This window comes from Deltaproteobacteria bacterium (assembly GCA_029858205.1).
Lineage (GTDB): Bacteria > Desulfobacterota > GWC2-55-46 > GWC2-55-46 > DRQE01 > JAOUFM01.
Genome location: JAOUFM010000015.1, coordinates 1 through 22,470 on the forward strand (window position 1 = coordinate 1; position 22,470 = coordinate 22,470).

The 22,470-nt window shown below is 48.6% G+C and carries 17 protein-coding genes; 16 read left to right on the forward strand and 1 reads right to left on the reverse strand.

Translation table 11 applies throughout. From position 1 onward, the window contains the following. Positions 1-552: 552 nt before the first annotated feature. Together OEV59_09255 and OEV59_09260 are read left to right on the forward strand one after the other, a co-directional pair. Positions 553-2,091 (forward strand): pentapeptide repeat-containing protein, encoded by a 1,539-nt coding sequence (locus OEV59_09255; protein MDH4227915.1) that lies wholly within the window; start codon positions 553-555, stop codon positions 2,089-2,091. A 151-nt stretch (positions 2,092-2,242) separates the two neighbouring features. Further along, positions 2,243-2,815, forward strand: a complete 573-nt coding sequence (locus OEV59_09260) for a hypothetical protein (GenBank protein MDH4227916.1) — start codon at positions 2,243-2,245, stop codon at positions 2,813-2,815. Between the two features lie 403 nt (positions 2,816-3,218). Here the strand turns inward: OEV59_09260 and zwf are convergent, their stop codons facing one another. Continuing rightward, on the reverse strand, positions 3,219-4,754 hold the full coding sequence (gene zwf, locus OEV59_09265) for a glucose-6-phosphate dehydrogenase (GenBank protein MDH4227917.1): 1,536 nt from the start codon (positions 4,752-4,754) through the stop codon (positions 3,219-3,221). Between the two features lie 152 nt (positions 4,755-4,906). Between zwf and OEV59_09270 the strand changes: the two genes are divergently transcribed. The 14 genes from OEV59_09270 to OEV59_09335 all read left to right on the forward strand — a co-directional run bounded on the left by OEV59_09270 (position 4,907) and on the right by OEV59_09335 (position 22,469). Beyond that, on the forward strand, positions 4,907-5,140 hold the full coding sequence (locus OEV59_09270) for a hypothetical protein (protein ID MDH4227918.1): 234 nt from the start codon (positions 4,907-4,909) through the stop codon (positions 5,138-5,140). Between the two features lie 4 nt (positions 5,141-5,144). Continuing rightward, the gene (locus OEV59_09275; GenBank protein ID MDH4227919.1) at positions 5,145-6,626 is read left to right on the forward strand and encodes a cobalamin-dependent protein; all 1,482 of its coding nucleotides are present in this window, start codon (positions 5,145-5,147) and stop codon (positions 6,624-6,626) included. A 44-nt stretch (positions 6,627-6,670) separates the two neighbouring features. After that, a complete protein-coding gene (locus tag OEV59_09280; GenBank protein MDH4227920.1) occupies positions 6,671-8,047 on the forward strand; it encodes a B12-binding domain-containing radical SAM protein in 1,377 nt (458 codons plus the stop codon). Continuing rightward, a complete protein-coding gene (locus OEV59_09285) occupies positions 8,040-9,047 on the forward strand; it encodes a cytochrome c biogenesis protein ResB (GenBank protein MDH4227921.1) in 1,008 nt (335 codons plus the stop codon). Before OEV59_09280 ends, OEV59_09285 begins: the two co-directional genes overlap by 8 nt. 19 nt (positions 9,048-9,066) lie before the next feature. After that, positions 9,067-9,858, forward strand: a complete 792-nt coding sequence (locus OEV59_09290; GenBank protein MDH4227922.1) for a cytochrome c biogenesis protein — start codon at positions 9,067-9,069, stop codon at positions 9,856-9,858. A 265-nt stretch (positions 9,859-10,123) separates the two neighbouring features. Beyond that, on the forward strand, positions 10,124-11,542 hold the full coding sequence (locus OEV59_09295; protein ID MDH4227923.1) for a hypothetical protein: 1,419 nt from the start codon (positions 10,124-10,126) through the stop codon (positions 11,540-11,542). Continuing rightward, positions 11,539-13,701 (forward strand): hypothetical protein, encoded by a 2,163-nt coding sequence (locus OEV59_09300; GenBank protein ID MDH4227924.1) that lies wholly within the window; start codon positions 11,539-11,541, stop codon positions 13,699-13,701. Before OEV59_09295 ends, OEV59_09300 begins: the two co-directional genes overlap by 4 nt. 244 nt (positions 13,702-13,945) lie before the next feature. Beyond that, entirely contained in the window at positions 13,946-14,374 is a 429-nt protein-coding gene (locus OEV59_09305; GenBank protein MDH4227925.1) for a hypothetical protein, read from the forward strand. A 56-nt stretch (positions 14,375-14,430) separates the two neighbouring features. Beyond that, positions 14,431-16,038 (forward strand): CsgG/HfaB family protein, encoded by a 1,608-nt coding sequence (locus OEV59_09310; protein ID MDH4227926.1) that lies wholly within the window; start codon positions 14,431-14,433, stop codon positions 16,036-16,038. Positions 16,039-16,200: 162 nt separating this feature from the next. Next, on the forward strand, positions 16,201-16,785 hold the full coding sequence (locus tag OEV59_09315) for a CsgG/HfaB family protein (GenBank protein ID MDH4227927.1): 585 nt from the start codon (positions 16,201-16,203) through the stop codon (positions 16,783-16,785). Between the two features lie 99 nt (positions 16,786-16,884). Then, entirely contained in the window at positions 16,885-18,345 is a 1,461-nt protein-coding gene (locus tag OEV59_09320) for a peptidyl-prolyl cis-trans isomerase (protein ID MDH4227928.1), read from the forward strand. Further along, positions 18,329-20,311, forward strand: coding sequence for a cytochrome c3 family protein (locus OEV59_09325; protein ID MDH4227929.1), 1,983 nt, complete (start codon positions 18,329-18,331; stop codon positions 20,309-20,311). The genes OEV59_09320 and OEV59_09325 overlap by 17 nt, the downstream gene beginning before the upstream one ends. Then, positions 20,308-21,531, forward strand: a complete 1,224-nt coding sequence (locus OEV59_09330) for a hypothetical protein (protein ID MDH4227930.1) — start codon at positions 20,308-20,310, stop codon at positions 21,529-21,531. Before OEV59_09325 ends, OEV59_09330 begins: the two co-directional genes overlap by 4 nt. Beyond that, on the forward strand, positions 21,516-22,469 hold the full coding sequence (locus OEV59_09335; protein ID MDH4227931.1) for an NHL repeat-containing protein: 954 nt from the start codon (positions 21,516-21,518) through the stop codon (positions 22,467-22,469). Before OEV59_09330 ends, OEV59_09335 begins: the two co-directional genes overlap by 16 nt. The last annotated feature ends 1 nt before the right edge of the window (position 22,470 follow it).

Consider the following 22,470-nt stretch of genomic DNA (forward strand, 5'->3'; position numbering starts at 1 on the left):
GCTAAGGAGGGGAGTTTTTGGGTGGGTGGATGGCGGGTGGGGTCGGGGCTTTACTTCCTCCCCTTTGCAAGGGGAGGCGAGGTGGGGTAAAAGATGCTGGCAAGGAATAAGGAAGGAGTCATCGTTAACCTCCCCGCTGCCCCTCCTTGCTAAGGAGGGGAGTTTTTGGGTGGGTGGATGGCGGGTGGGGTCGGGGCTTTACTTCCTCCCCTTTGCAAGGGGAGGCGAGGTGGGGTAAAAGATGCTGGCAAGGAATAAGGAAGGAGTCATTGTTAACCTCCCCGCTGCCCCTCCTTGCTAAGGAGGGGAGTTTTGGGGGAGGGGGCGGGGTTGTGCGTGTATTGAGACTCCTTCCTGCTCGCTGGATATCCGGGTAGTCCTTCCATGCAGCGAAAAACATTCCTGTAAAAAATATTTCCAATTAATGCGTGAGTGTGGTATAGCTTGAGAAGGTGTAAGGGGGATAGGACTGTAATGTGTTGGTATTTATCTTGTGACTCTTTAGAAGGATAGTTTTTTTAATTGTTAAATTAGACATAAAGAGAGGTTGTTATGGGCTGCGCTATATTAAAAAAATCCTCTGGGTGGTGTGAAAATGAGCCGCTTGTTTTTACAGATAGCAATGGTGATATGTATTGTATTTTTCATGCACCTCCTACTAAGAAAGGAACTAGTAAGGATAAATTTAATAAGCTGGTATTAACGAAAGTTCAAGAGGCTTTACGGTGGAATAAAAGTTGTGATTTGAGCTATACAGTATTTGAGTGGGACATAGCATTTGAAAAAAGGTTGCCAAATCTCAATTTCTCAAAGGCAGTTTTTGAGGGAATGGTGGTTTCTTCGGAAGCAATTTTTGAGAAAAGCGTATCGTTTGTTGGAGCACAATTTAAGGGGGGGAGTTTTTTTAGTACGGCTGAATTTCGAGAGGTTGCAAAATTTTCAGGATGTATATTTGAAGACGTGGCTAGTTTTGAGAGTGTAAAATTTTCGAAAGATACATATTTTAATGGAACAAAATTTTCTGGCGATGCACTTTTTCGTAATACTAAGTTTGGCGGTGATGCTAATTTTATTAAGGCGGAATTTGCTGCGGCAAATAAAGCTGGTTTGAGTGGTATGGCAGATTTTATGGGGGCGGAGTTTTCTGGTATAGCGAATTTTAAATTGTCTGTATTTAATAAATTGATATCTGGTGTTAGTAGTGACGCTGGAGAAAGGTATCATGATTTATCGCATACTATTTTTTGTAAGAAAGTTTTTTTTGAACTGGTTAGTTTTTATGAGGTTGTAAGTTTTTATCGTGCCAAATTTGATGAAAATGGATACTTTAAAGGGGGTAGCTTTGAGGATTACGGGGTTAAATATTCTGTAGTACAGGAAACCCCTGTGTTCTTTGAGCGAGCAGATTTTCATGAGATAGATATAAGAAAAGTGCTTTTGTTTGAAGGTGTGGGGTTAGGCAAGGTTTCATTTGTTGGTACCGATATAAGAAATATTAATTTTGGTGCCGCGTGCAAGTGGTTAAGTGAAAATAGTGGGTTGTTTGGCAGGCGATGGCTTTTGTATGATGAGTTGGCGCTTTGCGAGAAAGTAAAAAATATAAAAGAAGCGGACTGCAAAGCTGTAGAATTGTTATACCAACAACTTAAGCAAAAAGCCGCAGCAGATCATGATTGGGTAAAAGTATCGGAGTGGCATTATGGCGAAAAGGAAATGCGCAGAAAGCGGCCAAGAAAGTTTTGGTCTGTTGATTTTTCAGGTATTTTGCCGCTGCTTTATTGGCTATCTAGTGGTTATGCCGAACGACCGGTAAGGGCTGGTGCGGTTTTGTGCGGTATGATTATCGCGGTTGTTTTTTTAATGTGGTGGACTGGTTTTGAGCTTGCAAAAGATTTTTCTGAGAAATATGCAAATTCAAATGTTGTATCGCAGTATTTCGTAAATGTTTTTCAGTACGTTACTTTTGATAAGACGCCAATAATGAAGCCCAAAAGTTTATGGGGCGAGGCAGTTGTTTTATTTACGCGAATTTTTATTCCAATACAGGTTGGTCTCTTTGTGCTTGCGATAAGGAATAGGTATAGGCGGTAGTCCCCATCCACCCAAACCGTCAAGTTTTGCGTCAGACGGTAAAGTGGCGGCTATAATTGTTGGGTTACCACCGTTAATAAGCCTACATGGTTTTTTTGTAAAATCGTTTGGGTAAAACAAAGGGGGCAATATGCGGAAATATCTAGTATGGGTGCTCATATCTGTTTTTATTTTTACTGTATGGTCGGATTGTTTTGCAGGAGACTATGTAGATGAGAAAAATGGACATGATTGGAACGGCTACCCGGAAACCTTAAAAATAGGGTATATATCTGGTTTTATGGCTGGAACAGGAAAGGTTACTTCGTATGTATATGAAATTGCCCCTTGGGCTACAGAAAATGATTTAAAGCTTTCAGAAAACATAACTGTTCCCAAAAACAAAAAAACAGTTGCACTCACAAGGGAAGAAATAAATTCTATTTATTCCGTGGCTGGCGATGCTCGTACAATGGTTGTAAAGATTTCTGTTGGTGCTTATTCGATAAGAGGAATAACTGTTGGACAAATCCGCGATGGGTTAGATATTCTGTACCAGGACTTTAAAAATAAGAATATTCTTATAGTAGACGCAATTTATGTGGTAAAGAAGCAAATCGAAGGCACCTCGCAAGAAGACATAGAAAAAATATTATTATATCTTCGTGGTGGAAAAACAAATATAGAATTGCTTACAACGAGAGATGCTAATGGTAATATTATAAAAAGTATTATGTTTCCATAAAGTAGCTGCCGCCAATCTTTTCCCACTCATAAACCCGTAAGTAGGCTGTCAGGCGAGGCGTGCGGGGATTTTTGGTCGCAGGCGTATCACGTCAGATACGTTGAGGACCGAAAATTCACGCGCAACGACGCATCACAGCCTAATCACGGGTTTCGTTTCTTTTAAAAACCCCGGGTATGGGGCTAAGCGACGGGCTTAAGCGGGCCGCATAAGGGGCGGACGTATTGCCGGGGTTGCATGAGCGAAGCGATTTAAGGCGGGGCAATACGTGGGGTGGTTATGCGGCGGGGTCGCAGCCCTCGCACGCCCCATACCCAAAAGCCGCCCCGCAGGGGCAAGGCTTCTATAGACACTGGATTCCCGCCTTCGCGGGAATGACGACCTGTGAGATTGCTTCCCTTTGCTACTTATTTCTCCAATGCCTCCCGTACCTGTCCATGAGTCTGTCCGCCTCCTCCGGCCCCCAGCTGCCGGGAGAGTAGTTCGGGAATTTGGGCGAGGGCATTTCCTTCCAGCCGTTTATGATTCCGTCCACGAACTTCCAGGCCGACTCGACCCCTTTTCTGTGGTGAAAGAGGGTGGTATCCCCGGCCATGCAGTCGAGGAGCAAGCGCTCGTAAGCTTCGGGAAGCTCAACGCCGTAGGACTCTTTATACGAGAAGTCCATCTTAACGGTGTCTATCTTATTTGCGCTCCCCGGGTACTTGATATTGAACTCGAAGGATATGCCTTCGTCGGGCTGGAGTTTAAGTGCCAGGACGTTATTTTCCGGGCATCCGCTGACGTTCTTTCTAAAGAGGCAAAGCGGCACGCTCTTTAGCCGCACTGCCACCTCTGTCGAGCGTTTGGCCATCCTTTTCCCTGAGCGAAGGAAGAACGGCACGCCGCTCCAGCGCCAGTTGTCTATGAAGAGCTTTAGGGCAACGAATGTCTCGGTCGAGGAGTTTTTCTTTATGTGCTCTTCTTCCCTATAGGACTTTATCTTTTTGCCCTCCACTGTGCCGGAGCCGTACTGGCCCCTGACTGTGTGCTTTTTCACGTCGTTTATGTCAAAGGGGCGTATGGCCTCGATTAAGTCGAGTTTTCTGTCCCGTATGCTGTCTGCTGTAAAGGCTATGGGCGGCTCCATGGCAACGAGGGCAAGGAGCTGCAGGAGGTGGTTTTGCACCATGTCGCGCATGATGCCGGACTCATCGAAGTATCTGCCACGATTCTCTATGCCAATCGATTCGGCAACTGTGATTTGCACGTGCTCGACATACTGGCGGTTCCAGATGGGCTCGTATATGCCGTTTGCAAAGCGGAAGAAGAGGAGGTTTTGCACGGTCTCTTTGCCGAGGTAGTGGTCTATGCGGTAGATGTTATTCTCGCTAAAGTACTTTGCGAGCATGTCGTTTAGTTTTACCGCTGTTTCGAGGTTCGAGCCAAAGGGTTTTTCAACGAGTATTCTCGGGCTAAATGCCTCGCCATTTCTTTTCTTCGAGAAGCCGCCTTCGCCGAGTGTGGTGATGATTTCCGGGAACGACGCCGGAGGGGTGGCAAGGTAGTGTATGCGCCCGGCGTTCTTTGTCTCTGGCAGGAGTTTGGCAACCGCGCCGAGCTTTTTATCAAGCGCGGTTTTTAGCGTGTTATGTTCATAGGTGGACGACACGATGAAGGTAGAGGCAAGCACTTCCTTTGCTGCCTTGGCAGTTGCCGCGTCTGCTGCTGCGAATTCTTTTAGCGACTTTGCGGCGATAGTTCTGTAGGCTTCGTCGTCAAGGTCCTTTGACGTCACGCCGATGACGGCGAACTGCTCGGGCAGGAGTTTAAGCGCCTTTAGGCGAACTATTGCCGGAAGTATCTTTCTCGCGGCAAGGTCTCCTGTTGCGCCAAATACCACCATGGTCACGGGCGGGAGTTTCTTAAGCTCAACCTTTGCGGACGTTTTCTTCGGCATATATAAAACTCTAACAGAAAAGTCGGAAAAGTCAATTTTTATGTGAGGTTGCGCTTCCGGCCAGAGCCCCGGGAAAACCTTTTTTGCTTCCATTGAGGCGCTGCCGTATGTTATAATTTTTGAGTTTCGTAAAATCCACGGAGGTGTATCGGATGTCAAAGGTAGATGTCTGCCCGACTTGCGGCAGAAGCTCGTATAAGGGTAATAAGTACACGGTCCCGGTAATAGCCGGAGGCGTAATCGGGTTTATCGTGGGCACGGGGTTTGTGGCGTACTGGTTTGGCACAGAGGCCGGGTTTACGCACAACATGGCGCTTATTCACGAGATATCGGGCACGGTGCTCGGTCTTCTCGGCGGCCTTATCTACGGGGCAATAAGAAAGTAGGGGCATGGGTAGGAAAAAGAAAATACTATTTGTCACGCCGCCGTACCATGCCGGTGTTGTGGAGGTTGCCGGAAGGTGGGTGCCTCTTAACATGGTATATCTTGTCGCAGCAGCAAGAGCGGCCGGGTGGGATGCCGTTGTCTACGACGCAATGACCAAAGGTGTCGGGCATGCGGAGATAGAGGCGAAGATAAAAGAGGTAAAGCCCGATGTTGTCGCAACCGGAGCAATCACCTGCACGCTTCCCGATGCCTTGCGCATTATGCAGGGCGCAAAGCGAATAGATAAAAACATAATAACGATACTTGGCGGCATACACCCGAGCTTCATGGCAGAGGAGGCGTTCTCGCTTTGCCCGAGGCTCGATTACATCGTAAGGGGCGAGGGCGAGATTACGCTAAGAGAGCTGCTCACGGCGATAGAGGGCGGCTTAGACGTTGCGTCTGTAAAGGGGATTGCGTATAAGGAAGGCGGCGAAGTAAAACTTACCGAAGAGAGGCCGCTGATGGAGCCTCTTGAGTTTGAAAAACTTCCAAAGGCCTGGGATGCGCTTGATTGGGCGGATTATAACTACTTCATTATACCCGGCTCGAGGCTCGGGGCGCTCGATACATCGCGTGGTTGTAATAAGGAATGCACCTTCTGCTCGCAAAGAAAGTTCTGGCGCGAGAGCTGGAGGGCAAGAAGCCCGGAGAGCCTTATTGCCGATATAGAGGACCAGAAAAAGCACGGCGTAAATGTTGTGCTCCTAACAGACGACTACCCCACATACGACAGGGCAAGGTGGGAGCGCTTCCTTGACTTGCTAATCGAGAGAAATACGAACGTATTCCTTCTCATGGAAACGCGCGTGGAGGATATACTTCGGGATGCCGACATACTTTCGAAATACAGAAAGGCCGGCATCATACATATATATGTAGGCACAGAGGCTACCGACCAGGCGACGTTGGACCTTTTTAAGAAGGACGTCAAGGTCGACGACGCGAGAAAGGCATTGAAGCTTTTAAACGACCACGGCATCATAACCGAGACCTCGATGATACTGGGGCTGCCGCACGAGACAAAAGACTCGATAGAGAGAACGCTTGGGCTTGCCAAGCTCTATAACGCGGATTTTTGCCATTTCCTTGCGATCGCGCCCTGGCCATACGCCGATATGTACAAGGAATTAAAGGACAGGGTGAAGGTCTTCGATTATAAGCGTTATAACCTTATAGACCCGATAGTAGAGCCCGACAATATGACGCTCGACGATATAGACCGCGCCATAGTGGATTGTTACAGGCGTTTCTATATGGACAAGCTAAAAGAGGTAATAGAGATACCCGATGACTTTAAGCGCGAGTACATGCTCGTGTCCATGCGGCTTATGATGACGAGTTCGTTCCTCGTAAACAAGCTTGGCGATTTGGGCAAGATGCCAGAAGAGGTCGCTAGGTACATGGACAAGCTGATGCCCGAGAAAAAAGCGGCTGCGGTTTAGATGCCTGTTGCGCCGCTTGAGTTTCCGCGTTAAAATCCCCTGACATGAAAATAACCCTTATATCCCCGCCTTTTGGCGAGTACGTCGAGAGTAAGAGCAGCAGGCTTGTTAAGCTTACTGGCCTTGACGAGGTGCAAAAGAGCGAAGGGCTTCCCATAGCCCCGCCTGTGCTCGAATACCTTGCGGGGCTTACAGAGGCCGTTACTCCTGACGTAACGGTCGAGCTCATAGACGCAAACAGGGAGGATTTGAAGCTCGACGAAATAGATGCCGACCTTGTGGGCATAACGGTGCTCACCCCGCAGGCGCCGTGGGCGTATCTAACGGCGGATATGCTGCGTGCAAGAGGGAAAAAGGTCGTGCTCGGAGGCATGCATGTTACCGTGCTTCCCGAAGAAGGCGCGGCCCATGCCGATGCCGTTGTAAGGGGCGAGGCAGAGGGAGTCTGGGGAGACGTCATAGCGGATTTTAAAAAAGGCGCGTTAAAAAAGATATACGACGGCCCGCAGCTTGCGCTAACCGGGCTGCCGCGCCCTAAAAAAGGGCTGATAAAAACAAAATATCCAATGGGCTCGTTCTTTACGGCAAGGGGATGCCCGTTTAAGTGCAAGTACTGCTCTGTCTATAAGTTCTTTGGAAATAACATCAGGCACAGGCCGATAGATGACGTCGTGGCCGAGGTCGCAGAGAGCCCGTACTGGATGTTCTGGAACGTGGACGACAATATCTGGGGCGCGGGCATAGACAGATCGATAAAGCTCTATATAGAGCTTTATCGCGAATTGGCAAACATGCGTAAGTGGTGGATAGGCTCCGGAGACCTCGTAAGCGTGCAACATGCTCGCGGCGAAGAGCTTCTTAAATGGGGCAGAAAATCCGGGCTCACGCTCGTGATGATAGGCTGGGAGAGCGAGAACTTCGAGAGCCTTAAGGAATGGAACGCGCATCATAAGCAGGGCAGCAAAAGGCACGAAGCGATAAAGAAGATACAGGATAACGGCATCGATATAATGACGTTTCTTGTGCTTGGCGGCAGAAAGGATACCCTTGACGATTATAAAAGGGCCCTTGATGTGTGCGACAAATTGAAGATGATGCCGCACCCGATGCTGCTTACGCCGTTTCCGGGCACCGAGATATACGAAGAGTACAAGCCGTATCTTATACCGGAGCGCGGCTGGGAGTACTATAACGGCAACAGGGCCGTGTTCGAGCATCCCGACCCTGTGATGACGCCGGAGAAAAGAGAGCAGGCGCTTTTCTGGCTCCGCGCCGAGGCCTTTACTCCCATGCGCGTTATAAAGAGGCTTTTGAATATAAGGTTAAAAGGTTTTCCGATGACGCACCTTACCTCCGCCATATTGCAGATACCGATGGGAAGGGCCTTCAGGGAGATAAAGCACGGCAACCCGTATGTTTAGGAAGATTTACGAATATATCGGCTCGCGCCGCTTTTCCGTGCTGCTTCTAAAGATACTGGCCGTGTATTTTGCATACATGGTTGTGACCCGTTTTTTGCAAATGCAGCCGCCGGCCTTTTATATGCTCTGGGGGCCCATTGCCGCGTGGGGCGTATTCTTCTTTCTCAATGTTGCGATAAGCTTTTTTGCGCAGCGCTATATCCATGACGGCAATCTTATATTTCATGCGGCCTTTATTCTTGCCGCAATAGGAATAATGCTAAGCGCAGCCTATAGGTTCGAGGGCAGCGCTATGGTGCTCGATGGAGACGTTTTTTTCGGAGATGAGAGCGGGTATGTGAACCACAATGCCGGCGAAAAATTCGCAGAGCTTGCGCCAGGGCTTTCGTTTTCATTGTCTGAAGTAAAACCGGCATTTTGGAACGAAAAACTTTATTTCACCTCTCTTACGGCAAAAATTAAGTATCCGGTTGAGACAATGGATAATTCAGGTGAGCTTCGTTTGAATGGCGGTATTGCGATTAATGGCGCAAGGCTAAGACTTGCGGGGTACGGATATGTGCCTACCGTGCTTCTTGAAAAAAACGGCGTATTTATGTTCAGGGCCCCGGTAGAGATGAGCGTATTTCCTCCGGGCAGCGAAGGGGTTTTCGAAATAGAAGGGTATACCGTACGGGTAAAGGTATTGCCTGATCCGGAGATGACGCAGTTTGGTTTGTTCAATAAGAGCGTTAATATAACGGATCCGGTGTTTGTAGTGCGCGTTGAGTGGCTCGGGAACCTGATGTTCGACGGTATTGTGGCGACCGGCAGCCGTTTCGGGTTTGGCCCCTATGCGATGACATTCGTCGAGCTCAAGCGCTATGTGACGGTCGGCGTTGTAAAGGACATGGGCGAGCCCTTTATCTTCGCCGCATTTCTTGCGGCTCTTGGCGGCCTTGCTCTGCGTATCGGGGGCGTGTTTTTGCACGGCAGAAAACCGGAAGAAGGAAAGTCCTGACGGATAAAGGGTGAGATAAATGGCAGATATATTACTTTTTTATTATCACTTTGCGATACTCCTTTTATATGCGGTTACGGCCCTAGGCGCGGCAGCGCGGTCTTCGTGGCGCGTGAGGTTAAGGCCGGCGCTCTGGGGGATCCTCGTGCTTCAGTTGGTAGAGATAGCCTTTAGATGGGCATTATCCGGTCATCCGCCCATATTCGGAGTATTCGAGGAAACCCTTGCTGCAGCGTTCTTTGTAACACTCATATCGCTTCTTGTCGATAAAAAGTGCGAATACTACGGCTTTACCGTGCCGTTATCGGCGCTAACGCTTCTTTACGGAATTTTCTATGACATGAGCATAAAGCCTCTTGTAATATCGGAGCAGAGCCTGTGGGTTTATTTTCATGCCTTGTTTGCGTGGGTGTCGTATGGGTTCTACACGCTTGCTTTCTGCTCGGCCTTATGGGTGCTTCTTAAAAAAGAGACCTCTTCCATGGCGCTATTTAGGAAGTGGCTTGTCGAGTACGGCATACTCTACGGCTTCGCGGCTCAAACCCTTTACTTTTTTCTGGGCTCATATTATTCGTCTCTCTTGCACGGGCACTGGTGGCAGTGGGACATGGTCGAGTACTTATTTATAATATCCTGGTTCCTTTACGCGATAGTGATACACGGCAGGATATTTTTCCATTGGGACGAGCAGAAGGTTGCCAAGTGGAACGTGGCGGCATTTCTGGCCAATATTACTCTGTACTGGGGCTTGATATTCATTCCGTGGACAACATACCATATATTTGAGCTTGGCCTTAAGCGCCATTTTTGACCGAGAAGTCCTCATTTGCCATCTATTCGATTATAGTGGGATACTGTCCATTAGGATAGTGTCACTGCGAAGATTAATTTTTTTTAAAAAAAGTATTGCTTTCACCGGAAAAATTGTGGTAAATTGCCACCTGTTCTATTTGAGGTGACGTTGCCTCACGAGCCGACCATACGAATCGATAACTTGGCACGGTAAGTGGGGCTTTTTTTACTAATAAGGCAGCGGTTTGGTTAAGACCGTCTTGCCTGGATATGGGCCGATTGTCATGAAGACTGTAAGGACAATAGCGGCAGCCGTTATTTTGTGTTTGTTTTACGGTTGTGCCGTATCTTTGGAGAATGCCGGCGACGCAGGCAGCGCCAGTCTTTCCGGCAAGGCCCGCGTGCTCGTGTATCTGTATGTAAAGGACGGCAAGAGGCCGCCGCTTTTATCGTTTACGCTCGGGGTGTCGGCTCTTAAAAAGAGCGGTGGGCAGCAGGTGGCGCTTGATGGTGAGGCGAAAACGGTAAATGCTTCTGAACTTTTAGGCAGTCAGTTGATCCTTGGCGAGTATTTTGTGGAACCGGGCTCCTTCGATGCCGTTGAGATCAGGATTACGGCCGCGTCGCTTGCAGGGGCTGATGTTTTTTCAAAACTTACCGGTTCAAAGACATATGTACTACCCGTTAATTTCTCGCTCTTGGCGGAGAATTCCTTTGTTGTAAACATAGAATGGGACGCTGTGGCGTCGGTGATTTCGCCAGGAGTTGTGGAGCCGGCAATGTATGCGTCCGGGCAGCAGGCTTTGGCGCACCATTTAGTGTCATTTATATCTAACGAAGGTTCTGATTACGTCTCGGTAATAGATATAGACAAGGAGCGCGTGATAGGGGCGATAAGTGTCGGAAGGGCTCCTACCTCTATAGTGTCTCTCTCGGGGGCAAACGATGCATATGTGCTTAACTCCGGTGACGGAACTGTGTCTGTGGTGGATTTGCTGTCGTTTAAGGTACGTGAAACGATAAGCCCGGTTGGCGGCGTAGGTTCCAAGGAGATGGTCGGCGTAAAGACAGGTTCCGGTTTCGATGGCGTAAAGCTGTACATAATGAATGCGGTATCAAACGATGTTACCGTAGTGAATGCAAATACGAGGCTTACGACCAAGACAATTGTTGCCGGGTTAGCTCCCAAGGCCATAGCCGCGCACAAGACTAGGAAAGAGGTGTATGTCGCTAATTTTGCGTCCGGCGACATAAGCGTTATTGCGGCTACCAGTGATAACGTGGTGGCGCAGATAAAGGTCGGCGTGCGCCCGACAGGCCTGGCAGTATCTGGCGATAAACTTTATGTTTTTGACGATACGAGCCTGGTTATATCGGTTGTTTCGCTTTCCGACCGTAAAGAGTCGTTTAAGATACCTATTGCACACTCGGTGGCTCGGGGAATAACGGCTTTTGACGGAAGGCTTTTTGCCATGGATACGGTGAATGATAAAGTGGTGTTTTTTTCGCAGACTGATGTTGTCGTGGGCGCGGTTGTCGTTTGCAAGGGCAGTTTTGCGGCCGTTGCCGATGAATTTAGAAATAGGCTCTATGTGGCATGTCGTGATGACGGAAGTGTGGGTATTGTAGACGTGTCGGCGCAGAAGGCGTTGAAAAAGCTCAAGGTCGGAAGTAGGCCTTACGGTGTGATGAGGTTTGAGTGAGAATTACCGCTATTAAAAAGGTCTCTAGAAGTTTGGTCGTGTTTGGGGCCGCTATGGCGGCTGTTTTGTTGCCGTGTTCGGCTTATGCTGTTATTAGCGGGAGCGCCAGGCTGGCTTACGATGATATGAGCGTGACATCTGCTACTGGTACGAGCAACATTACCACCATATCAGAGGGATACATGCTTAACGTTCAAAAAAGGTTTACCAATACGATATCGGCGACTCTTAGCTCTTCATGGACCAGGACGACTGTCGACGACGGCACTGCAACGAAGAGCAACAGCGAAGTAAGTCCGATAGTGATGTTCAACTTTACGCCACCAAGCATGTATACGTTTAACATGAGCTACACGCGTACAGACTCCGATCCGTCGAACATGGATCATGTTACAAATACAAATGCGCGGGCCTCCCTAGGCACGCCCAAGACAGGTTTTGTCCAGCCGGTTTTTCTACTTTATAGTCATCAGAAAAATTATGATCACGCCAATGTACGGCGTTTGAATACGACGACGGATAATTTTGGGGCCAGTACAGCGTATAACTTTATCGTGGGCGGTTATTCCACCAATGTTTCTTATGGTTTTACTAATGACCTTACGAAGGATTTGGTCAGTCTGATGGAGACGGAGAATGAATCGCACAATGTTTCCGGCGGGTTGTCGCGTGTGTTTTCGAAAAAATTTAGAGCGTCGTTGAATTTGGCGTATTCGACTACCGATACAACGGCCTCGGCCGAATATGCTCCAACGAGGTTTCCGACGGTTGCTGTTCTCAATGCCGGTTATTCGTGCTTCGGCGCTGCTTGTGCCTTGCCGTATACAACAGGGTCTCTTACGGCCCAAGGCGCGCCGGATACCATAATTGATAATGATTTGATAACCCCGGTTGACCCGCCAGGGATAATTGAAACCAGTATAGATCTGAATAATGCAGGTTGGAACATAGGAGGTGGGTTTACCTTACCTCAGACAGTACATACCGTAAGGGTTTATATAAGCACGGGCACGATCGAGGAAGCAAGTATAATTAATAATACGTATAATTTCAATTGGTCTGTTTATTCAAGCATGGATAACGTTGTGTGGACACCCGTAGCCGGTGTTGTTACCGTTACGTATGATTCCATCAGTAATTATTTCGAATTAACGTTTGCCGATACCGATGCTATATATTTCAAGGCGGTGAACGGTAATGGGCAAGGCGTGTCTAATATAGATGTTACGGAGTTTGAGGTACTCGGTTATGCTATAGCCTCGGCAGTAACAAAGTATAGTTCCAGCAGGGAGACGCAGTCCTTCGGGTTTTCTTTGGGTTATACACCAATTGAGTTGCTCGCCCTGAGCTATAGTTTTGGATATACAGAATCTAATACGAAGGATGATTTTAGAGAAAGCGGCACTTACAGTTCATCGAATGCCGTTATGGCGTCATATGTTGCGCATCCGCAATATCTCAATATAGGCTTGACCGTTAATCAGTCCGAGAGCGGAACGAAGGACAAAATCAGCACGCAGGAAATTTGGAGGTACAGCGCGGCGTTTTCTTCAAACCCGTTGGATACGGTAAATTCCAGTTTGACGCTTTCAAGAGCGGATACGAAGGCGAACGGCAAAAAGAGCAATGCGACTGATAGTATCGCATTGTCACTTGGCATGCGGCTCTATAGAGGGATTGATCTGCAAGCAGGCGCATCACAAACGGCAAATACGCTCTATGGAACGCCAAAGGGAACTTCCGGGAGCACGACGTATAATGCGGTTTTGTTCTTGAAGCCGAGGAAGTCCGTTACCGTGACCCTGACTGGGGTGGTTAGCGAGAGCGAAACGAACGTCGGAGGGCAAAAGACAAATAGCTCGGGTGAGGCCGCCAAGGCGGATTTTAGTTACAGGCCCACGGATATCTGGTCATTGGGTGGCACTATAGATATAACGCCTGTAAGCACGCAGACTTATTATTTGAGCATTATGCCGACACGCAAGGTTAACTTGAATGCTTCCCTTGCGTTTACGCCGGATGCCGAATCAAAAAATATTACCATAAACTGGAATCCGTTTCAGAGGACATCCCTGGGGGTAAGGTATAGCAATATAACAAATAACAGCAGCGATTCCGAAACCGATATGATGTCCTTGTATGTTAGTATTTCGATATAGCGCCTATACATGAAAGATACGGCAGTGAGCATAGATTAAAAAAAATTAAAAAAATATTGCAAAAAGAAGGGGGATAGGATATAATATGCTAACAAATATGAGAAGAGAAAGAAAATACGGTGCTTTGTACAGCCTCTTGTTTTTATTGACTTTTATGTATGGTTGTGGTTCTGCCATGCGCTATGTCAATCCTGAGGCAAATTTTTCGTATATTAAAACAGTTGCGGTTTTGCCGTTTAATAATATGTCCGGAGATCAGTTCGCCGGAGAAAAAATACGGAGTATCGTTACAATCGACTTGATGTCAAGAAAAGCTTTTGATGTTCTTGAACAAGGCGAAGTTGCCAAGCATCTTGGGGTTGTTTTGAGGTCGGTTGGCGCGGATACTGGCAATGTTGTAGGTCTTGATAAGGATACTCTTAAGATGATAGGCGAGAAACTTGGCGCCCAGGCCGTCATAATGGGAAGTGTGGATGAGTATCCTGTTACGGAGTCTGGCACTGTGTCGATTTCCCTGAGGATGCTGGATACGGCATCAGGTACGCTTCTTTGGCAATCGAATGCGACCGTACATTCAAAGGGGTTTTTGAAGGATCTTGTAGGCTTGGGTGGGACTCATAAGTCCGATGCATCAAAGAAAGTCGTAAAAAAGGTTCTGAATACGTTGTTGTAGTTTTTGGGGCGGGGATGTTATCGTTTTCGTATCTTAGAGCGGAGGTGAGCAAGGGAATGAATACAACTGCGCTTTTTGAAAAACCTATTGTGTCGGGGCGGCTGCCTGGAGCGATAGCCCTTGTGATGCTTTTTGTGAGCCTGTTTCTTTTTCAGTCTGGTCAAGCCGAGGCGCGTGAGAATATAAAGTTTAACGGAATTATTAAGAGTTCCGTGGATGCCAACGGGCTTGAGGCAGTTAAGCCACTTGCGCTTAAAAATATTGCGATATTTCCTTTTGACAATTTGACGTTGAGTGCCGAGGCTGCGGGTCTTGTCAAAAATCTTGTCAGAGAGGAATTGAAGGGCAAGGGATGGGTTTCGATCGCTTCTGATGAAGATGTCGAGGAGTTCCTTGGAAGAAGGCGTATAAGGCAGACTGGCTCGATAACAAGGCTTACGGCAAGAGAACTGGGCAAGGTCCTCGGCGTTGATGCTGTGGCGGTAGGCACGGTAACTCAGTACGATAATGTAAGTGGAAGGGTGGCTGTTGGGGTTTCGATGAGGCTTGTGAGCACCATCGATGGTTCTATTGTCTGGGCCGATAATCTCGCGTATTCAGGGGTTGAGTTCGAGGGGATCCTTGGCTTAGGATCGGTAAAGTCGCTGGATGTCCTTTCTTCGCTTGTTGTAAGGGACCTGGTAAAGAGCATAGCCGATAAGTTTTTCGTAAAGGATATGGCCCAGAGCCCGTTTGAAATCGAGAGGGTTATAACATTCCCGGCTATAGGCAAGGCCGGCGATAAGGTTGATATAATAGTTGATATAGTGCCTATAATGGAAGAGCCTAAGGAATTGAGGATTATCATAGACGATATTGACTATGTACTTGAAAAGATACGCGAAGGCAAGTATAAGGGCGAGATAACGGCTCCGTTGGGCGAAGGTGTGTATTCTATAGATGTTGTTGCTACCAATGATCAGAGGGTTCCTTTTGTTTTTACCGCAGCCACCAAGTTTACGGTAGATGTTACGCCGCCAAACGTTGAGATGACGCTTGATTCCGCTGTTATATCGACGGTACATGGCAAGGAAGTTGTCATGGAAACCAAGCTTCGCAATGTCGAGGTTATCGAAGAATGGAGGGTCGATATAACCGACGCAGACGGCAATGTCGTGCGTAGTGATTTCGGCTTTGGGTTCTTGCCGTCACGACTTGTGTGGAAGGGCGAGGTTGATGGCACGGGGGTTGTCGGAGACGGCCGCTATAATATTGTACTGAGTGTTAAGGATGCCGCAGGCAACAGTGCAAGGATGGAAGATGTGGTTCTTGTTCGCAATACTCCTCCGAAGATAGATGTGGAATTTGCGTTTAATGACGGTGTGGCTGAGTTTAGGCTCATACGGCCGGCCGATGCGCCGCTCGATGAGTGGACTTTCGCCATAAGTGATAAGGATGGTGCCGTTCTTAAGTTGTTAAGTGGTTCCGATGCGGATTTTCCGGAAAAAATCTTATACCCGATGGATGAGCAGACCGATATACGCAGACTGGCGTTTTCCATAACCGCGAAGGATACTGTTGGCAATGTTTATTCTGAGACTAAGCGTATGCCGGCGATGTTCCGTGAAAAGGTTCCGTTCGCCGAGGTTATCAAGGGCAAAGATCGTCTTTGGAGCGAGTTTTAGTTGATCTGCCTGCGGTTTTTGGACACGATGCCTTTCCATAAATAAAGTTATATGTTTAATATTCTACTAAATAAGCACAATAGGTGTTGGTGGGTAGGCCTGCATTGGTCGGATGTGTTTTCTTTAAGCATTCGGCCGGTATGTTATACGTTATTTCCATTAATGGCCTTGTTTTTTGTTGCTGCCGGATGTGCCGGTGTGCAAAAAGGCGCGGAGGGCGATGGCGTTGCTTCGGTTGTTGAATCAAAAGCGGTTATGCTTGAGCCTGCAAATGTTGAGGAGAGGAGCAAACGGAAAAAGATAGCGGTGCTACCTTTTATGAATATGACCAAGAACAGCAGCGCCTCGGATGTCGTAACGGATGCGTATATTACCGCGTTTTTCAGCGATGGTAAATATGCGGTTGAGGAACCGGGCAATATAAGGCATTTTTTGATGCAGGAGCAGGTTTCTACCGTAGGAGAGATGGATCTCGATAAGCTTGTTTTGCTTGGAAGGCGTATGAACGTGGACGCCGTTGTGTTCGGGCATGTAGACCAATTTGAGACGGGCCTGGTTTATGGTACCCCGGTAGTCGGTATTTATGCCCGTATGGTCGATGTGTCCACCGGAAAGCTTGTATGGGCGGATCAGAGGATGGGCCGTGGCGATGATTATATTCTTGTTTTTGAATTCGGCATGATAAGAACCCCTGTGGCGCTTGCCAACAGGGTTGTCGAAGAGATGGTCGAGGCGATAGTCTGGTAGCTTTTTTTAGTACTAAAATAAGGAGAGTGTTTTTGGTCAGTATATTATGAATAAACAAATGCATATCACGGAATCAACCGCGCCGCATGTCGGCGCATAATTGTTCCATTTGTACTCGCATGTGTTTTGGTTTTCACCCCAGGCATCTCCACACTTTCCTCATTCGGTAACGATAAAGAACAAGCCAACGATAAGAATGTTTCCTATGCCGCAAAGGTTGGTAATCGCATCATAACATTCTACGAGTATAATAAGGCCGTAGATAAGCTTCATACCACCTCGCGCGTTGGCGAGGGGCTTGCCGGAGTGCAGGCCCCGAGCTTTGAAAAGCCGGATTACAAGGGCTTTCTCGATGAATTGATAGAGCGTGAGCTTATTATAGGCGAGGCCGAGAAGCTGGGGCTTGATAAGGATGAAAAGTTCAAAGAAAAGGTTGCAACCGACAGGCTCAATCTTCTTTTGGAGATGCTTAAGCAGGAGGAGGTCAGGGGTAAAGCGAAGATAACACCGGAAGAGGTAAGGCGTTATTACGACGATGTCGAGTCCAAGTCCATAGAGAAGGCGTTGCTGGAAAAAAAGGAAAAGGACCCTTCCGTAGAGGTTAACGTAAAGAAGTTCGACGAACTCAGCGCCAGCGAAGTGACGGATCTGAACTCCAAGTTATATGTTATAAAGGTGAAGGATATCGAGGCCGAGTATCTAAAGAAGGTGCGTAAGGAGGCTTCGGTAAAAATATATAAAAAAGATCTTGGTAAGTTTAGCGGAGAAGACATAGGAACGTGGGATGCCGTTGTTGCAAAGGTTGAAAGTGCAGAAATTACCGGCAGGGACCTCGCAATCGAGATGAGGAGAAGGCGTGTTGCCGATACCGAGAAGGAGGCCGTGCTTGAGAAGTTGATACTTGCAAAGGCGCTGGACTCGGTCGCGCTAACCAAGGGGTATGAGAAAAAGCCGGAGGTTGCGGCGAGATTGAAGAAAATTTATGACGATGCCCTCTCGAGCGAATTCAGGGCCAAAGTTATTGTGCCGCTCGTAAAGATATCGGATGAGGATATAAAGGGCTATTACGAGAAAAACAAGGATAAGTTCAGAGAATCCGATATGCTCTATTTGCGCGGCATAATTGCAGGCAACGAGGCCGATGCCAAGTCCATTATAAAGGAGCTTAAGAAAGGCGCTAATTTTGCCTTTCTTGCCGAGAAGCTTTCGCTCGACCCAGCATCGGGCAAAAAGGGCGGCGATATTGGATGGGTGGCCGCAAATACCCTTCCAGAGGAGCTCTTAAAGGACTCGGCGAAGGCCAAGAAGGGAAAGATTCTTGGCCCTTATCAGGTGAGCAACCATATTTATGTTGTCTATGAGTTCAGGGAAAGGAAGGCCGGTATCTATACGCCGCTTGAGAACCGTGACGTGAGGGACACCATAAGGGTCACTCTCGGCAGGGAGCGTTTCAAGGAAAATTACGATTCTTATCTGAAGACATTACGCTCTACTGTGCCGATAGAAATAAACGAGGCGATATTTAAGGGCCTTAAGGATACCGATGAAAAGAAGCAGTAATAGGATAGGCAGAGGCGTAGTTATATTGCAGTTGGTTTTAGTATCCGCTGTTTTTGGTTTATTTGCCGCAGGGTGTCCTTCCGAGAAGGTTGTAAAGAAGGCTTGCGTGGATTGTCATGCTAAAGACGTTGCCGCGTACAGGGAACGTGGAACTCTGCATAAGCCGCTTTCGGAGAATAACTGCGAAGGCTGTCATTTACCGCATGGCCTGATGGGAACGGTTAGGCTCAAGTCCAAGACATCGGATCTTTGTTACGGGTGTCACGAGAAGGATAAGCCGCGCCTGGAGCGCGCAAATCTGCATGCGCCGCTTAAAGACAAAAAATGCCTCGATTGCCACGACCCGCATACTTCCAAGTTCAAAGGGCTTACTCGCGTTGGAGGCAATGATGTATGTTTTAAGTGCCACAAGAGCGACACTCTAGACAAGGCCAAATATATTCACGAGGCCGTCAAGCAGGGTTGCAATAAGTGCCATGATCCGCATTCTTCAGATCATGCGTCTACGTTAAAGGAAAAGCCCAATGTACTTTGCGCCTCGTGCCACAGTCCCAAGGATTCGAATGTACTTACAGCGCATTCGGGGTATAACGTGGCTGGATCGGACTGTGTAGGGTGTCATGCCCCGCACTCGAGCGAGAAGCCGGGGCTTTCGCGCACGTACAGTCATTCTCCGTATGGAGAGAAAGGTTGCAACAAGTGTCATAACGCCTCCGGAAGCAAGGATGAACTCGGGACGCGTCTGCAGGGCGAGAAGCTCTGTTATGAGTGCCACAAGGCGTCCATGGATTCTTACGCAAAAAGAGGGGTCAAGCATGATCCTTCGGCAAAGGGAGATTGTCTTAAGTGCCATAGTCCTCATGCAACCGATAATAAGGCTGAATTAAGATATGCCGAAAGAGGGCTTTGCTACAGCTGCCATCCAGGCGAGATAAAGAAGCACGAGAGGGCGGTCGTGCATACGACGATAAAAGATGGCCGTTGTTCTGGATGCCATGACCCGCACTCGGCCGATAATGCCAAGGTGTTGAAGGAAGCAGGGGCAAAGCTCTGCTATCTTTGTCATGTAGAGAAGAAGTTTTCTGGCATCGTATCTCACGAGCCCAGCGCAAAAGGCGATTGTTTGAGGTGCCATGATTCTCATGCCTCGGACTTTGCAGACCTCTTGCCTCTTCCTCAAAAAGATGTTTGTTATTCGTGCCACGAGGCGTCGATAAGAGATTTTAACAAGATAAACATCCATCCAACCGTAGCAAAGGGCGAGTGTACGGCCTGTCACAGCGCGCACGTATCGGAGTCAGCGGGGCTGCTGAGGGATAAGAAGGAGAGGGTGTGCTTCAAGTGTCACGGCGGTATGCTAGATTACGTTGATAGTTCTAATAAGCACAAATTTACCAACGAGGGCAAGTGCTACGAGTGCCACGATTCTCATGCTTCCAATTATCCGAAGATACTGCTGGATGACGAGCTTCGTATATGCGCCTCATGCCACCAGGGAAGCGTTGACAGGTCGCTAAAGGAGAAATACGGACATCAGCCGGTATTGAGGGGCGAGTGCGCCAAGTGTCATGCTCCGCACGGCAGCAAGGCCCCGTTATTCTTGCAGGCGTCATTCAAGACGATGTGCCTTGCTTGTCACGGGGATTTGAGAATAAAGGGTGAAAGCAGTTTTAAGCACAAGGCGTTTGAAGAAGGGCTTTGTGATAAATGCCATGTCGGGCACTCATCGAAGTTCAAAGGGCTTACAAAGGCTTCTGGCAGTGAGATATGCAATTCGTGCCATGCTGACAGGACATCGGCCAAATTCCTTTCCGCACACGGCAATCTTGCGCAGACGAAGAATGCCGATTGTCTCGGATGCCACGAGCCGCATACCGGGTCTGATTCAAGGCTTCTCTACGATGTCAAACATAAGCCTTTTGTGTCTGAGACATGCGACAGATGTCATGCGAGGATGAAGAAATGACGCTGGCGATACGTGGACATATTGTTTTTGGAGTGCTGGCGTTTGTCATATTGGCGCTCTCTGGTGTTGCAGTTGCCGCCCGTCCGGACACCAAGGCCCTGTGCGCGGAGTGTCATGCATCAAGCGCCGCTCTGGTAAAAAAGGCCGTAGTGCATAAGCCGGTATCGTCTGGTGAGTGTACCGCGTGCCATAATCCGCATGTTTCGAGGCATACGGGCCTTCTTGATGAGGCGGGTGCAGCATTGTGCTACGGCTGCCACGAAAAAAAGAAGGGTTTTGAGGGGCAAAGCGTGCACGGTCCCGTGAAGAAAGGGGAATGCGCCGTTTGCCACGAGCCGCATTCTTCGCAGTACAGGGGGCTTTTGAAGGATTCTTTGTCGGAGCAGTGTTTTAAGTGCCACAAGAAAGATGATGTGATAAAGGACAAGGTGGTGCATCCTGTTGTGAAAAAGGGCGATTGCACTGTATGTCATGACCCTCATGCTGCCGGAGGCAACTGGCTTTTAAGGAAGCCACCCGGTAAGTTGTGCGCAGATTGCCATAACGGCAAAACGGCAAAGGCCCCCGGAGCGCATTCCGGTTTCAGGATAGCCGGTTCCGATTGTACGTCGTGCCATGCCGCGCACTCAAGCGACTCTCACTCAATGCTCAGAGTGCGACGCCATAAGCCGTTTGATGACGGTTCGTGCTCGAGTTGTCATGCCAAGGCTGGCGCGCTTGCCGAGAAGGGGCAGTCGCTTTGTCTCAAATGCCACAAAAATACGCTTGACACTTTCAATAAAAGATATAATCATCTTGTAAAAGGGTATAGCACCAATTTGTGCCTGGACTGTCACGCCCCTCACGCGTCGGATGTGAAGGGCCTTATGAGGGCCGACCAGGAGACTGCCTGCTACGCCTGTCATGCGGATACGAAGGCATTCTCCGATTCAAGCAAGCACAGACATCCGAAGGTAAAGAGGTGCGATATCTGCCATGCGTCGCACGCATCGGATAACAGATTCTTTATGAGGGATGGCGGCACAAATACCTGTATCACAGCCGATTGCCATCCGACGCAGGGCAAGTTCTCACACCCGCAGGGGGAGAATATCCTTGACCCGAGGTCGTCAGAATCTATGGATTGCGTGAGTTGCCACAACCCAATGGGAACGTTCGAGGAGATGAACCTAAGAGGAGAAAAGGTCAGCGGGTTATGCGAACAGTGCCACAAAATGTAGCCGTATTGATAGCTGCCCTGGTGTTCTTCGTTGCCGGCATTGCGGTGCTTTGCCCGTCGTCGTCGCTCGCGGCTGAGAAGCTTGACGCGTCAGTTGTCATGGTTATTAAGCGTGACGAACTGATGGGTTCCTTTAAGGAACCGGCGGCCATATACTTCGACGAGAGCAAGCAGCGGCTCTATGTCGCAGACAGCGGCAATAAGAGGCTTGTTTCTTTCGACGAAAAGTTCGAGTACCTCTCCGAGCTTTCGGATGAGCGGTTTGGCTCGGTCGTTGCCGTGGCAAAGGCTGCTGACGGCAATTTTTATATTCTCGATGCTTCTGCCCCGGCCTTGAAGCTTGTAAACCTCAAGGACAAATCCGTTATAGAGGTGAAGCTTACGGGCGTGCCGCAGGGGGCCGGTGCGTTTGTTCCGTGGCGTTTTGCGCTCGATAAGGCCGATAATCTATATGTCGTCGACAGGATGAACGCCAGGGTTCTTATGTTTACATCCTCCGGCAAGTTTACGCGGGAGTTCGTTTTGCCAAGGGACAGGGGCTCGAAGGGAATCAATCATGTTAACGTCGGTTCTGACGGTTCTGTCTATGCCGTGGATTCCGCCGGACAGAAGGTTTATGTGTTTGACGCAAACGGCAAGGTAAGGGCCGTTCTCGGGCAGGGAGCTTTAGCAGGGGAAGCTCTTTTATTTCCGTCAGCCGTGGCCTCGGATTCGGACGGTCTGATATATGTGGCCGATAAGCATGCCGGAAAGATATTGGTATACGGCAAGACAGGCGGCAGACCGCTCTACGCAATAGGAATGCGCGGCTTTAATGACGGTCAGATTTACGCCCCTATTGACATAACGGTGGATTCGAAGAAGCGTGTTTTTATCCTCGACGGCGCAAGGATAAGCGTCCTGCGGCCGTCCATAAACCCGGCCAGGCTCGGAAGGTGAC